Genomic DNA, 14,403 nt, shown 5'->3' with positions numbered 1-14,403 from the left:
CAGCTGCGATGCCCAGGCTGTTCCTGCATTTTTATCTGTTTATTTCACTGGTGCTGCTGGGTATTGGCTGGACGGTCGAGCGGCTTTGGCAGCAAGTGCATCAAGAGCAGGTGCCTGCCTGGGTACTGGTGCTGGCCGGACAACTCAGCCAACAGCTGCGCCAGCAGCAACTCGAACCCGGCAGCCGGGACCTGATGCTGCCGGTCACTGCGCTACCTGAAGGCAGCATCCTCTGGTCGGCCGACGAATTGCAGCAGCTGCAGCAGGGCGAAGTGATCCCGCTGTTTACCAAAGACCAGGCGTTTTTCTATGCGATGCAACAACAGCAATTGTGGCAGCTTGGGCCGCTGGACTTAACCGAGGACAGCCAGGTGCCCGGCTATTGGTTTAGCTTGCTGTTTTTAGGCTTGCTGGCGGTGGCGGTCTGGCTTTGGCTCTGGCCTGTGGCCAGAGATTTGCAGCGGCTCAAGCTGCAATTACAGCAATCGCAAGCGCCGGCAGAAGCCTTACCCGTGCGCTCCTTTATTGCGCCGATAGCACAAAGCTTTCAGCAAATGCGCCTGCAAATTGAACGTTTGGTCGGACTGCAGCGGGAAATGACTCAGGCGGTGTCACATGAACTGCGTACACCACTGGCCAGATTGAGTTTTGCGCTGGAGCTGTCGGCACTGTCGGATAGCGACAAAGAGTTGATGCTTAACGATGTCAAAGAGCTGGAGCTATTGGTTGACGAAATGCTGGACTATGCCCGACTGGAATCGGCGCAGCCCGCGCTGGACTGGCAACAGGTTGACCTGACGGAGTTGCTGCAAAACTTATGTGAAAAGCTCTCCCCTTTACCTGGAGCGGCCATTGAAACCCGTTTGCCCACGCAGATGCTTTGGTGGTGCGATGCGCATTATCTGGAACGGGCACTGCAGAATTTGCTGGTGAATGCCAAACGTTATGCCCGCAGCAGAGTGGTGCTGACGTTGCAGCTCAAAGACCGTGAATGTCTGCTGTGGATTGATGATGATGGTCCTGGCATTCCGCCGGAGCAGCGGGCGGAGATCTTAAAACCTTTTGTCCGGCTGGATCCGAGCCGGCAAAAAGGTTTCGGTGGTTTTGGCCTTGGGCTGGCGATTGTCTGCCGGGTACTGGAATGGCACCAGGGCCAGCTGGATGTGCAGACCAACAGCTGGGGAGGAGCCCGCTTTCAGATCAGGCTCCAGCATAACCACAGCCGTTAAAGTCCCAGGTTTTTCAGGAAGTCGTCGTCGGCATCGTCGACCACTGCGGCTGGCGCCACGGTTTCAGCTTGGGTCGCATTGGCCAGAATTTCATCCGGATGCTCTTCCTCATTCGGCGCAAAATCATGCAGCTGGATAAACTCTGTTTTATCCATCGACAATTCCATATAAAAGATCGCGTGATTTGGCGTGCTAAAGGTCACCCGACGGGCCTGTGGCTGATCCAGTTGGGTGTTCACCATGATCTGCACTTGCTTATTAATGGCCATCATTTTCGGCTGGCTCTGGTTAATTGAGGTTTGCAGTTCCTGCCGCACTCTGTTGGTAAAGTCGCCGACGATTTGGTTCATCAGCTCACCCATCACATTACCCACTTCGTCTGAGGTGTGGAACTGTGCCAGTTCGGATTCCGGCATGCCCATACTCATCATGTACTTACGGTAAATTTCCATCGCCGCCTGTGAAGTAAAGTTCATGATGACCAGGCCTGAGAAGCCACCATCAAACAGAACAAAACAGCCCAGGTCCGGGCGTAAGCAGGTTTTATGAATTTTCTGCACCATAGGGGAGTAATTCACATTGTGGTTGCCCGCTGCAGCTAACACATCGGTGACAGAGCGACATAAAGTCAGCAGAATTTCTTCAGTGGTAATAATTTTGTTCTTTTTCATTGTGTTCTCTACAGCCAGACGAAATTTAACCTAGTATAAGCCGATTTTTAACATGAAGACCATAACCCAGAGGTGGGGGATGCAGAGGGAAATGAAAAATGACTGAGCTGGAAAAAATGCGCAGCGGGCTTTGGTTTAACGCCGGGGACAGAGAACTGGTGGCGATGCGGCAAAAAGCCAAAGCTTTGTGTAAGCAAATGAACCAGCAAGGACCTGTGCCGGTGAAAGCTCATCAGCAGCTGGCCAGACAATTGTTTGGTCAGGTCAGCCGTTGTTATATCGAACCGGATTTTTATTGTGACTATGGTGTGCATATAGATCTGGGCGAAAACTTTTACGCCAACCACCACTGTGTGATGTTGGATGCGGCGCCGATCCGTATAGGACGCGATGTGCTGCTCGGGCCCGGAGTACAGATTTATACCGTGACGCATCCGCTTGATGCGGACCTTCGCAAAACAGGTGTTGAGCAGGGCTTACCGGTGTCGATAGGAGATTCGGTCTGGATTGGCGGCGGTGCGTTAATTATGCCTGGTGTCACTATCGGCCATGGCGCTGTTGTGGCGGCCGGTAGCGTAGTGACTACCGATGTCGCCCCCAATAGCCTGGTTGCCGGAAATCCCGCACGCTGGATAAGGGCCTTGGATCAAAACCTGGGGAAATGATGAAACTCCTCCAGTTTCCCTTGTACCTGCAGTTGCTGTAGTCCTTGATTAAATTTCTGCTGCAAGCTGGCCTGCCAAAAAGCAGCAGGGTAATCAACGGCGGGAAAGATTGGATAAATCGTCAGTAAATCAGGACCGTAGTAAGTGCGGGAGTAATAGGACAGTACTTGCTCATCACCAACGATCAGCTGCACTCTGTCATTAAACAACAACTCAAACTGTTTTTTCCTATCCGCCTCTTCCAGATAAAAAGCTTGTTTCATTTGTTGGGCAAAATCAGGTCCCAACACGGAGCTGGCTTGTTGATAAGCGACAATACTTTTACCTTTTAGATCGGCTAGGGTGCGGATTTGTAATGGGACTTGCCGTCGACTCACCACTACATCCTGTATGGTGAAATACGGCTGGCTGTAATAAGCGCCAGGGTAGGGTACCGCTACAGGACTGGCCATATCCAGCTTGCGCTCCGAAAACAACTTGAGCAGCCGACTGTAACTATAAAGCTCGAATTTGGCTTCAATACCTTGTTGCCGCAAAATGGTTTGTACAATGTCGTAGTCAATTCCTGTAATTTGGCCCTGGCTATCCCGATACGCCCATGGGGCGGAGTCATGAAGCCCCACTTTGATGGGGGCGGCCTGAACCAGGCTAACGAGGCAGAGGCTAAGGCATAACAGAATACTTCGCATAAAGTCCCCGGAAGGTGAAAATACTGAACATCGCCAGAGCGGACCAACAGACTGTATTGCAATCCAATGGCTGATCCAAGTCTGGCATAAATTGGGGTCAAAGGGATGCCCGGCTAGACAGAAAGTAACAGGTTTTTATGTCAGATCGGCTATCATAGAGAGCCCTCTCGGTCCGAAGTCAAAAGTCAGTTAATGAAGTCTCCCGTTTCTTTTGCGATGCTGGCGCTGCTCGCCAGTATTATTGCCAGCACACCGCTGGCGATTGATATGTACCTGCCGGCTATGCCCCAAATGGCACTGGAACTCGGTACCGATATTGCCGTTATTCAGCAATCCCTGAGTATTTATCTGGCGTTTTATGGCGTCGGCATGCTGTTATTTGGCCCATTGGCTGACCATTTAGGTCGTCGCCCGCTGGCGCTGTTTGGCCTGAGCGGCTTTGCGCTGGCGAGTCTGGCGTTGTCTTTTTGCCAGGATGCACATCAGCTGATTGCGTTGCGCGCCGTGCAGGCGTTTTGTGGCAGTGCAGCAACAGTGGTGGTGCCTGGGATTATCCGTGCTTTGTTTAAAGAGCATACCGCCAAAGGCATGTCTTATGTGTCGATGATTATGATGCTGGCGCCGCTGATAGCCCCTGCTATTGGCAGTGCAGTACTCTGGTTGGGGCACTGGCAGCATATCTTTTTACTGCTGGCCTTATACGCCTTACTGATCCTCGGTTGTGCCTGGCGTTACCTGCCGGACCCTACGCCGCGGCTGGACGGTAAACTGAATTTGCTGGCAGGCTACAAAGTGGTGTTTGCTCAGGCCCAAGCCAGGCCTTTTATCGCGACTTCCATGTTCAGCTCTTTTGCCTTTTTCTGCTTTTTAACGGCGGTGCCTTTTGTTTATATCCAGTTTTATCGGGTGGATGAGCAAAGTTTCAGCCTGTTGTTCGCGCTGAATGTCGGCGCCCTGATGCTGGCGAATTTTACCAACAGCAGATTGGTGGTGCGGTTAGGTTCGCCCCGTATGCTGCTGGTTGGTTTAACAGGCGCGATGATTGCGGCCAGTTCGTTAGTGACTGTCAATCTTTGTGGCTTGCCGTTGTGGAGCACTGTGGTTTGTATAGCGCCGCTGATGGGGTGTCTGGGCCTGGTGGCTACCAATGCGGATGCCATTATTCTGATGAAGTTTCCGCAGCACAGCGGCAGTGCTACCGCTGTGATTGGTACTCTGAGGTTTGGCAGTGGTGCCGTCGCAGGCCCGTTGCTGGCGCTGACTTACACAGGGACCCCTGTACCTTTTGCCAGCCTGATGCTGTGCGGTGTGCTGGCCATTGCCTGCTGTCAGTGGTGGGCCAGGGCCCTTGCTAAAGCCTGATTCAGGGTTGATGCAGGTACTGCAGTAAGCGGTCAAAGGCCCGGTAGCTGATCGCTTCCAGCACATGCTCACGTTTCACCTGTGGGCTGGCGGTCAGGTCGGCAATGGTGCGGGCCACCCGCAACAGCTTGTGGTAACAACGGGCCGACAGCTGCAGTTTATCCATACTTTGCGCCAGAAACTCGGCGTCAGCCTGGTGCAGCTGGCAATGCTGTTCTAGTTCGGTCGCCGACAACAGCGCATTGGCTTTTTGCTGGCGCGCTAATTGCCGCTCTCGTGCTTGCAGCACCCGGCTTCGCACCTGGGCAGAGGTTTCCCCTGGTTGTTGCTGCTGCAGTGCGGTGATCGGCAGTAGGGGCACTTCGACCTGCAAATCAATGCGGTCCAGCAAAGGACCAGACAGGCGCCCAAGATAACGACGGATTTGTTCATGGCTGGCACGGCCATCCTGATGATGGCCGCTCGGGCTGGGGTTTAACGCCGCCACCAGCTGAAACTGTGCCGGGAACTCGGCCTGGCGGGCTGCCCTTGAGATAAATACAGTGCCGGACTCCAGCGGCTGGCGCAGCACTTCGAGCACAGTGCGGGGAAACTCGGGCAACTCATCGAGAAATAGCACGCCATGATGCGCCAACGAGATTTCACCAGGTTTGGGCACTGAGCTGCCTCCGACCAAAGCGACCGCCGAGCAACTGTGATGCGGCTGACGAAAAGGCGGTAGCTGCCAGTCAGACAGTGCTCTGGGCTGGCCGGCAATTGAATAGACCGCAGCGCAGCTTAAGGCTTCAGCCGGAGTTAACGGCGGTAACAAACCCGGTAGCCGCTGGGCCAGCATGGATTTTCCAGTACCGGCCGGTCCGTACATCAGCAAATGGTGACCTCCGGCGGCGGCCAGCTCCAGTGCGCGTTTAGCCTGTTGTTGTCCACGTACATCCTGCAGTTCTGGCCAGTCTCTGGCGGTGACTGTCGGTGGCATGGTAACCGGGGGCAGGGCTTGTTGATGCTGCAAAAAGGCATGCACCTGCAACAGATGGGCGGCACCATGCACCACAGCGTCTGGAATTTGCCGGGCCTGACTGGCGTTTTCCATCGGCATTAACGCCTGATGACCGGCTTGCTGGCAGGCAAGCATCAGCGGAATATCACCCAGTATCGGCCGTAAGGCGCCAGACAGGGCCAATTCGCCATAGAATTCATAGCCGGAAGTATCGGCCTGCAACTGGCCGCTGGCTTGCAGAATGCCAAGCGCAATCGCCAAGTCAAAGCGACCGCTTTCTTTGGGTAAATCAGCAGGGGCCAGATTCACTGTGATTTTCTTATCGGGAAACTCAAAGCCACTGTTCAGTAAGGCACTACGCACCCGGTCACGGGCTTCTTTGACCGATGTTTCCGGCAGGCCGACCAGTAAAAAGGCCGGTAAACCTGAACTCAGATGCACTTCTACTGTGACTATCGGTGCCTGCAGACCACAACGGGCGCGGCTTTGAATAAGGGCCAGACTCATCACAGTTCCTTTGTGATTCGTGTGTTTGCTCAGTCTAATGCAGCAGCTGGTTTTTGCCAGTGCAGCCAGCCGCAGTTGTACCTGAAAGGACACTGGTCAACAGCAGTGGCTCTGCGCTATGTTTAGATCCTGTGCAGTAGTTGTGAGAGCTCAGATGCGATGTAAGTTAGTGCTGACTGTGTTCTGTCTTTTTGTTTGCGTGGTTGCCGTGGCAAAGGAATACCGCATTGGGATCGAACAACTGGATTATTACCCGCATTACGATTTTAAGTCAGCGCAGCCCCGTGGCTATATCTACGATTTGATCCAGCTCTACAGTCAGTGGAGCGGTGACAAGTTTATCTTTGTGCCATTGCCGGTGAAGCGTTTGTACGCTGAGGCCGGCGCACTGACGGATTTTATTTATCCGGACAACCAGGCCTGGCAACCGAATCTCGCTTCAGAAGGGGCTGCCACTAAGAAGTACAGCGACCCGGTGATTTATACTCTGGGCAGCACCATGGTCAGGCCGGAAAATGCGGATATGCAGCTGCAGCAGTTCAAGCTGTTGGCCAATATTCACGGCTTCTCCCCAACCTTATGGTTGCCTTTGTTAAGTCAATACAAGATCCGCATTCTGGAAGTGCCAGATGCTGAGTTTGCACTAAAGCTGGCACTACGGGGGCGGGTGGATGGCGCCAATGTGGAGTACAACGTGGCCGCTTACCAGTTGCAGCGTATGAAGCAGCCTGAGGCTCTGGTGGCGGGGCTGCACTTGCCGTTTAGTGAGCTGGCTTTTCATTTGTCGACCGAAAAACACCCGGAGCAACTTAAACGATTTAATCGTTTTTTGCGCGAACAGTCGCACGTCATCGCGCGTTTAAAACAAAAATATGGCCTGATTGAATTTAAGCATCAGTTGGCTGTAATTCCGCCAGCAGCGCCTGGAGCTGCTGAAATCCGTAAATAAAGCCGCTACACTAGCCTCAGTTTTTAACTTACAGGACATCGTTATGTTTGAATGGATCGCCAGTCCGGAGGCGTGGATCGCCTTGGGAACCCTGGCAGCGCTGGAAATAGTGCTGGGTATCGACAATATCATTTTCTTATCTATTCTGGTCGGGCGGCTGCCTGAACAGCAGCGTGCTTTTGCCCGTCGTCTGGGTCTGGCGCTGGCGATGATTGCGCGATTGGCGCTGCTGTTTTCTATCAGTTGGGTGATGGGGCTGACCGAGCCGCTATTCAGCATGCTGGGCAATGAAATCTCAGGCCGCGACATTATTTTGATTGGGGGTGGTTTGTTCTTACTGGCCAAATCCACCCAGGAAATTCACCACAGCCTGGAAGGTGTGGAAGAAGAAGCCTCTGGCCCGAAAGTGGCTGCCAATAGTCTGTTTATGGTACTGATCCAAATCGCCATTCTGGATATTGTCTTCTCGCTGGATTCTGTGATCACTGCTGTGGGTCTGGTCAACGATATTGAAATCATGGCGATTGCCATTATTGCTGCGGTGGCTGTGATGATGTTTGCTGCTAAGCCTATTGGTGACTTTGTTGATGATCACCCGTCGGTGAAAATTCTCGCCTTGTCTTTCCTGATCGTGGTAGGTGTTACCCTGATGGTAGAAGGCTTCGATGTGCATGTACCTAAGGGCTACATTTACTTTGCCATGGCGTTCTCAGTGGCGGTGGAGATGATCAATATCCGCATGCGTAAAGGCAAAGCGGTCAAACTGCACAAGGCGATGTCGGAATCGGACCCGTCTTAAGCTCACTGACCCTGAATACAACAGGCCCTGCGGGGCCTGTTTTTTTTGCTTAGTTTTTGTTGCCTTTGGCCAGGGCGTGAAAAGCGCAGGTGGCAATGGCTAACATAATGCCGACGGCTACTGTGACCGAACTGATGCGGTACAAGGCGCTGTACATCATATCTTGTGACGGAGTCAGGTACTGACCGAAAATAATTGCCATGGTTGTCATGCCGCCAAAGGCAACACCTGAGCCTGGCCCTTCTTTTTGCTGGGCGCGGGCAAACAGCAACATGCCAAGGAAAAACAGCGGTAACACCAGTGCAATTTGCTGGTAATGGTTATACAGCAGCACCTGACAGAGCACTGCATACGCCGAACCCAGCAGCACCCCAGTAGCCCGTTTCAAGCCCGCCTGGACAATAGCACTGAACTGCAGCGGCAGCAGGATCAGAACAGTGCTGGCCTGAGCGGACAGCGAGTCTTTCAGGTCGAGCCACTGAAAGGCCAGAAAAGAGGAGGTCACCAGAAATGCCAATACCAGTAAATGCGAGGTTGGCACGACCGGAGGCGCAGGCCTTGGTGGTGGAGGAGCGGTTGGCAGCAGGTAAGTCAGGCTTAATGCAATCAGCATAGCAGCCAGATTCGCCAGTACGCTGTTTTCCAGCATGGCACCGGCATCCAGGCCTGGGTAACTGGCAAAATGCAGAAATATGCTGCTATTGATCAGCGCGGTGGCGGCAAACACAAAAAACACGCCGCCAGCCATCAGGCGGAATAACCAGAAAAAGTAACCAAACAACAGCAGGGTGAGCACCGGGCCGTAACCTCCCAGCCATTGGTAGATAAAGACAATGCTGCCGGAAACCACTGTGGAGGCGACAAATTGCTTCAGCAGAAAGGCGTTTAATGTGGGCAGCAGGCCCAGCAACAGCACTGGGCCTATGGTAAAAAATACGCCCCAGCTGTCGGAGTCTGTCAGCTTCGCCAGCAGCAGACTCAGGCTGGCGCCTATGGCCAGCCGCAGTACGGCATTAAACGGATGGACGGCAGCGGGGCGCATACGGACCTCTGTGGTTGCAGTTCAGCAGATTAATAAATGTAGTGCAGCAGGCTGATGGCTTTAATTTGCAGCTGCGCCAGGCTGTTGAGCAGGCCCCAGTCTTGCTCAGAAGGCAGCAACTGCACTGTAGCTCTGGAGCCGACCACCAGTTTGTCCGGCACTTGCCCGGCCAGCGTCAGGTTGACCCGCAGACGCTGCGCGTCTCTTACCCAACGGGTGGTGCTTTCCACGCTGGCCAGCTGGCCGTCTGGTTTGCCTTGTGCTGTGGCAACCCCGGCATCAATGCTGCTCACTTGAGCTTCAAATAACTGACCAGGCAAGGCATCAAAGGCAACCAGTGCTTTGGTTCCCTGGCTGACATACAGCAGGCTCTTTTCACGGAAGGCCGCGCTGACCCAGCTTTGTTGCGACGACACCAGCGCCAGCACTGCCTGATGGCTATTGAGGTTAGTACCGACTTCCAGCTGCAGATCACTGACCACCCCATCAACATCGGCATAGACTTTAGTGCGGGATAAATCCAGCTCAGCCTGCGCCAGTTGGGTGCGGGCCTGCTGAATGGCGACCAGCTCAACACCTTTAGCGCCAAGCTCTGCCACCACTTCGGCGGTGGCGGCTTGGGCAGCCTGGGCGGCAGCTTCAGCCTGCTGCAAAGCGGTCAGGCTTTGTTCCAGCTGTTGTTGCGGGATCAACTGTTGTTCACGTAATTGCCGGGCTCTGTTGGCGTCCAGCCGGGTTTGTTCCAGCTGCACCGCCGCTTGCTGCTGACGGGCTTTGACACTGTCCAAAGTCGCCAGCAACTGCTGACTTTTTTGCTGCATTTGTTGCAGTTGTAGCTGGGCCAGCTCCAATTTCAGTTGCTGATCGGTGGCGTCCAGTTCAAATAACAAATCGCCTTTTTTTACCTGCTGATTGTTGGTGACGGCCACTTTGGTGACGCGGCCCTGCACTTGAGGCGCCACTTGCACCACATAACGTTGCATCAGGCTGTCGGTGCTCAGCGGCATCATTAAATCGGCCAGCAGGTAGTAGCCAAACAGCAGGGCGAAGCTTAGCAGGGTCCAGCGCACCCAATGGTTAAATAGTTGTTCTGCACTCATGACTGGGTTCCTGATTTTTGCTGCTCCAGCAACAGGCTACTTTGCTGCACCAGTTGCTGCACCATCAGCGGAAAGAGTTGTTGCTGGTCGGCAGGTAAGCCATCCAGCATCAGCTGTTGCAAGGCCTGGCGGCGTTCGTTGATCTGAGCCACCAGTGGCAGCGCATCTGGCAATAAGGTCAGCACTTTTTGCCGTCGGTCCGATTCAGACGGCTGGCGTTTCACCAGCCCTTGTTTTTCCAGCTGGTCCAGCACCGGGACTAAAGACGGGGTTTCTATGCCTAAGAGCCGTGCCAGTTCAGTCTGGCTCAGCCCCTGGTGTTCTGCAATGTAGACCAATGCGACCCCGGAACACTGGGTGAAGCCTAAGGGAGCCAGTTGCTGATCCAGCAAACTGCGCCATTGCCGTGAAAGGGAGTGAATTAACAGGCCTATGCTTTGAAAACTCATTGTTTGTCACTTAATAGTTAGGAATCTAATTAAATTATAATTAGCTTCCTAACTAATTTCAAGTGCTGAATGCAGCTCAGGTGTCCGCCTTTAGCGCAGATCGCCTTTTTTGCCGAACACCGGGATGGTCAGATGCCAGCGGATAGCCGCCAACCGTAAGGCGAGCAGGGCGATCATGCCAGCCAGCATAGCCGGCATTTTGGCCACCTCAAACTCCAGCAATTGCACATAAACCAGGCCACCGAAGATGCAGGTCATGGCGTACAGCTCACCACGAAACACCAACGGAATTTCCCGGCACAGCACATCGCGGATCATGCCGCCACAGACGCCACTCATGGTGCCCAGCATAATGGCGACAAAACCAGAGGCCCCATGGTCCAGCGCTTTTTGCGTGCCCATAATCACAAAAAAAGCCAGGCCGACTGCATCGGCAATCTGCAGCGCATTGTTGGGGATCAACAGGCGTTTACGCACCCAAAGAATGGTCAGCACCGCGGCAGTGAAAATGGCCACGAAATAGCTGTTGTCGCTGAGCCAAATCACGGGGGTGTCCAGAATGACGTCACGCAGCGTGCCGCCTCCTATCGCGGTGACTGTCGCCAGAACAATCACGCCAAAACCATCCATTTGTTTGCGCCAGGCGGCCAGGGTGCCGGTGGCGGCAAAAACAGCAATGCCTAATAAATCAAACCAGTGAAAGTAGAGTTCCATACTGAGTCCTGCCGACTGCGATAGGCACAGGGTAGCGTCCGGTCCTTGCGGCTGACAAGCAAAAAGCTGGCGTGGTAGCATGGGGCAGGTTTTGAAAGGATATACGAATGACAAAAAAACTCTGGATAGGTGGAAGTGTGGTGTTGATCCTGGCCGCGACAGGGGCTTTGGTGTACGCCAATCATCAGGCTGAGCTTTATGTCGCGGCGCAGATTAAGGATGCGAATCAGCAGTATAAGGAGCTGGCTGAGCTGGGCGAAATGCCGCCGTTTCAGCTGGCGTATCAGGATTTGTCGGCCAATGTGCTGACTTCTCACTACAAAGTGCATGGCCTGAGCCTGAGCATTGAAGGGCTTGGCGCTATAGCCAGTATCGAGCTGGTGGATTTAAAAGGGCTGAAATTATCAGGCATGCCGAGCCAAAGCTCGGCCAGGCTCGAAGGTATTCAGATTGCAGATACGGTGCTGCAGGGGCTGGCCCCTGACTTAGCCGCGTACCTGCAACAACTGAAAATGGGGCTGAACTACCAGTATCAGTACGATGCTCATTTGGGCGAATTGAATTTCTCCCAGCAACTGCTGGTGCAGGACAAGTTGGAATTCAGTTACCAGTTCAGCCTGGGCGGCATGCAGCCGTTGTGGCAGTACGCCGAAGAGTTACAAAAACTTAGCCCGGAGCAACAGCAGCAGCAGGCGGAGCAGGCCAATTATTTGCCGCAGCTGATGCAAAAAGTGGGACAGGCGAGCCTGATCAAAGGCAAGCTGCAGATAGATAACCATCAATTCTGGCAGGAGCTGACTGAGCAGTTTGCCAAAGCCGGTCTGAGTGCCAACTTTGCCACATTGCAAAGTCTGATGCTGGCACAGCTGGACGATAACCCTGAACTGCCGGACGCTATCCGCCAGCCACTGCAGCAGTTTATTCAGCAGCCGGACCAGCTAAGCCTGAGTTTTGAATTTGCTGAGCCGGTTAGTTTTGCCAGTATGCAAGACGGCAGTGCGATGCAAGGTATTGAGAGTACAGAACAGTTGCTGGAAAAATCGGGCTTTGTACTGGAAGCCAGCACGCACTGAGCGGGTTCGACCCACTGCAAGTTGACATAAGAATGGTTCGCATTTATAAAGGCGAACCATTTTTTATTGCGGTGCCGCTGAGATGAAACTGACCCCACTTGCCCTGTTATGCCTGCCTTTGCCTTTGTTGGCTGCAGAATCTGTCGATCCTGTTGAAACTATTACTATTTCAGCCACCCGCAGTAGTTATCCTGTCAGCACAGTGCCGGCAACTATCACAGTGATTGATCAGGAACAAATTAAACAGCAGCTGGCAACGACCTCGGATTTATCGCAAATTTTGGGCAACCTGATGCCGTCTTTTTCGCCAAGCCGGCAGAAAATGACTGCCAATGGTGAAACGCTGCGTGGCCGTGAACCCCTGTACATGATTGACGGGGTGCCACAATCAACCCCATTACGAAATGGCTCACGTGACGGCAACACCATAGACCCGGCCATGATTGAACGTATTGAAATCATTCGTGGCGCTAACGCCATTCAGGGCATGGGCGCCAGCGGCGGTATTATTAATATCATCACCAAGTCACCGTCCGAGCTGCAGCATCAGGTCAAACTGACCGGTGTGGCGCCGACAGCGGGCGGCTCCGACACCCAAAGTTATAAAGCCAGCTACCTGTATTCCGATCAGTTTGACAATATGTCGCTGGTGACAGGTATTGCTTACAACAAAACCGGCCTTTATCTGGATGGCGCTGGCAATCCTGTTGGCGTCGACACCACCCAAGGCGACACCATGGATTCCGACAGCGTGGATTTGTTTGTCAAAACCCGCTGGCAGCTGGATACAGAGCAAAGCCTGCAACTGATGGTCAACCACTTCGACCTGCAGGGAAATAATAATTACGTGCTGGTCAATGGCAACGCCGCCGCGGGTATTCCTGCGACGTCGAAAGAAGGCGAAACCGAAGGCAAAGCGGCTGAAAACAAAGTGACCACTGTGTCACTGGACTACCAGCACCAAAATATTGCTGGTGGCTCGCTGAGTCTGCAGCTGTTTGGCAAAGATTTTAAATCGATGTTTGGTGGCAGTCGTGCTGCAACCTTCCAGGACCCGGCGCTTGGCAGCAACATTTTTGATCAGTCCCAAAACGTGTCTCGCAAACTGGGCAGCCGCGCAACCTATTTCAAAGCTGACCTGCTGGGGACTGATGTGGACCTCAGCACCGGGCTGGACTGGATGCAGGACACCACTTATCAGCAATTGGTGATGACAGGCCGTAATTGGGTACCGGAAGCGACCTTCAGCAACTACGCGCCTTTTGTTCAGCTGCGGTATGACGGCTTGAAAAACTGGATCTTCAGCGCGGGTGGCCGTTATGAATATGGCAAGTTAAAGGTGGATGATTTCACCACGCTGGCATCCAGCAACAGCAGTTTTGTCGAAGGCGGCTCGCCGAGCTTCAACGATTTTCTGCATAACTTTGGTGTGGTCTATCAGCTGACGGCGATGACCCGTGTCTATGCCAGCTACAACCAGGGTTTTGGGATGCCGGATGTCGGTCGGGTGCTGCGCGCTATCAATAAACCCAATCAGTCGGTGTCGCAGTTCCTGAACCTGCAGCCTGTGGTGTCCGACAATGCCGAATTTGGTTTTGAAATGGCCGATGACCTGTACCGTTGGCAATTAAGTTACTTTCAGTCTGACTCGGATTTAGGCTCACGCCTGCAGGCCGATGCGGACGGTATCTACAGTGTGATGCGTGAAAAAACCGAGATTTCCGGTGTCGAGTTTGAAGCCGAGTTGTATCTGAACAGCGACCACACCCTGGGCCTGACCTACGCCAATACCGACGGTCAGTATGACAGTAACAACGATGGTCGGGTGGATCGCGACCTGGGCGGCGTCAATATTGCTCCTGAGCGGCTGAATCTGTACTGGCTGGCCCAGTGGCCACAGAACATCAGCAGCCGGCTGCAACTCAGTCAGTTGATGGACATGCAATTCAATGACGGCAGTTCTTTTAACGGCTACCACACAGTGGATGCATCAGTCCGTTATGACAGTGGCCGTTTTGGCAGCTGGAGCCTGGGGATCGAAAACCTGCTGGATAAGCAGTACATTACCTACTATTCACAAACTACACCGGCCAATGCCACCTATTTCGCTGGTCTGGGCCGTACTGTCACCCTGAGCTGGCAAACCGCATTTTAAGA

General features: G+C 53.5%; 14 protein-coding genes. 7 read left to right on the top strand and 7 right to left on the bottom strand.

All coding sequences use genetic code 11. The annotated features are described in order from the left end of the window. The first annotated feature begins 8 nt into the window (after positions 1-8). A complete protein-coding gene (locus ACFO3I_RS00310; protein ID WP_377330769.1) occupies positions 9-1,229 on the top strand; it encodes an ATP-binding protein in 1,221 nt (406 codons plus the stop codon). On the opposite strand, the gene ACFO3I_RS00305 is transcribed toward ACFO3I_RS00310, so the two are convergent. After that, positions 1,226-1,900 carry a DUF3334 family protein gene (locus ACFO3I_RS00305; protein WP_377330767.1) on the bottom strand — a complete coding sequence of 225 codons (675 nt, stop codon included), beginning with the start codon at positions 1,898-1,900 and terminating at the stop codon, positions 1,226-1,228. The two genes, ACFO3I_RS00310 and ACFO3I_RS00305, sit on opposite strands and share 4 nt — an antisense overlap. Positions 1,901-1,998: 98 nt before the next feature. Between ACFO3I_RS00305 and ACFO3I_RS00300 the strand changes: the two genes are divergently transcribed. Then, a complete protein-coding gene (locus ACFO3I_RS00300; RefSeq protein ID WP_377330765.1) occupies positions 1,999-2,565 on the top strand; it encodes a sugar O-acetyltransferase in 567 nt (188 codons plus the stop codon). Here ACFO3I_RS00300 and ACFO3I_RS00295 read toward each other — a convergent pair. Next, positions 2,547-3,254 carry a substrate-binding periplasmic protein gene (locus ACFO3I_RS00295; RefSeq protein ID WP_377330764.1) on the bottom strand — a complete coding sequence of 236 codons (708 nt, stop codon included), beginning with the start codon at positions 3,252-3,254 and terminating at the stop codon, positions 2,547-2,549. The two genes, ACFO3I_RS00300 and ACFO3I_RS00295, sit on opposite strands and share 19 nt — an antisense overlap. Before the next feature lie 192 nt (positions 3,255-3,446). On the opposite strand from ACFO3I_RS00295, the gene ACFO3I_RS00290 reads away from it, so the two are divergent. Continuing rightward, entirely contained in the window at positions 3,447-4,616 is a 1,170-nt protein-coding gene (locus tag ACFO3I_RS00290) for a Bcr/CflA family efflux MFS transporter (RefSeq protein ID WP_377330762.1), read from the top strand. 1 nt (position 4,617) lies between these two features. Here ACFO3I_RS00290 and ACFO3I_RS00285 read toward each other — a convergent pair whose 3' ends face one another. Further along, positions 4,618-6,120 (bottom strand): YifB family Mg chelatase-like AAA ATPase, encoded by a 1,503-nt coding sequence (locus ACFO3I_RS00285; protein WP_377330760.1) that lies wholly within the window; start codon positions 6,118-6,120, stop codon positions 4,618-4,620. A gap of 154 nt (positions 6,121-6,274) precedes the next feature. Between ACFO3I_RS00285 and ACFO3I_RS00280 the strand changes: the two genes are divergently transcribed. Continuing rightward, positions 6,275-7,069: a substrate-binding periplasmic protein gene (locus ACFO3I_RS00280; RefSeq protein ID WP_377330758.1), complete on the top strand. Its 795-nt coding sequence runs from the start codon at positions 6,275-6,277 to the stop codon at positions 7,067-7,069. 43 nt (positions 7,070-7,112) lie between these two features. After that, entirely contained in the window at positions 7,113-7,868 is a 756-nt protein-coding gene (locus tag ACFO3I_RS00275) for a TerC family protein (RefSeq protein ID WP_377330756.1), read from the top strand. A gap of 49 nt (positions 7,869-7,917) precedes the next feature. Here the strand turns inward: ACFO3I_RS00275 and ACFO3I_RS00270 are convergent, their stop codons facing one another. From ACFO3I_RS00270 to ACFO3I_RS00255, 4 genes are all read right to left on the bottom strand, one after another. After that, positions 7,918-8,910, bottom strand: coding sequence for a DUF2955 domain-containing protein (locus ACFO3I_RS00270; protein WP_377330755.1), 993 nt, complete (start codon positions 8,908-8,910; stop codon positions 7,918-7,920). Between the two features lie 29 nt (positions 8,911-8,939). Then, the gene (locus ACFO3I_RS00265) at positions 8,940-10,010 is read right to left on the bottom strand and encodes an HlyD family secretion protein (protein ID WP_377330753.1); all 1,071 of its coding nucleotides are present in this window, start codon (positions 10,008-10,010) and stop codon (positions 8,940-8,942) included. After that, positions 10,007-10,459 (bottom strand): MarR family winged helix-turn-helix transcriptional regulator, encoded by a 453-nt coding sequence (locus ACFO3I_RS00260; protein ID WP_377330751.1) that lies wholly within the window; start codon positions 10,457-10,459, stop codon positions 10,007-10,009. The genes ACFO3I_RS00265 and ACFO3I_RS00260 overlap by 4 nt, the downstream gene beginning before the upstream one ends. A 90-nt stretch (positions 10,460-10,549) precedes the next feature. Further along, positions 10,550-11,173 (bottom strand): trimeric intracellular cation channel family protein, encoded by a 624-nt coding sequence (locus tag ACFO3I_RS00255; RefSeq protein WP_377330749.1) that lies wholly within the window; start codon positions 11,171-11,173, stop codon positions 10,550-10,552. Between the two features lie 107 nt (positions 11,174-11,280). Here ACFO3I_RS00255 and ACFO3I_RS00250 point away from each other — a divergent pair, with 107 nt between their 5' ends. Continuing rightward, positions 11,281-12,246, top strand: coding sequence for a hypothetical protein (locus ACFO3I_RS00250; RefSeq protein WP_377330746.1), 966 nt, complete (start codon positions 11,281-11,283; stop codon positions 12,244-12,246). An 82-nt stretch (positions 12,247-12,328) separates the two neighbouring features. Beyond that, positions 12,329-14,401: a TonB-dependent receptor gene (locus ACFO3I_RS00245; protein WP_377330744.1), complete on the top strand. Its 2,073-nt coding sequence runs from the start codon at positions 12,329-12,331 to the stop codon at positions 14,399-14,401. Positions 14,402-14,403: the final 2 nt, after the last annotated feature.

The organism is Rheinheimera marina, from assembly GCF_042654345.1.
In the GTDB taxonomy this organism is placed as follows: Bacteria; Pseudomonadota; Gammaproteobacteria; order Enterobacterales; family Alteromonadaceae; genus Pararheinheimera; species Pararheinheimera marina.
This window is presented reverse-complemented; position numbering and strand designations above follow the sequence as displayed.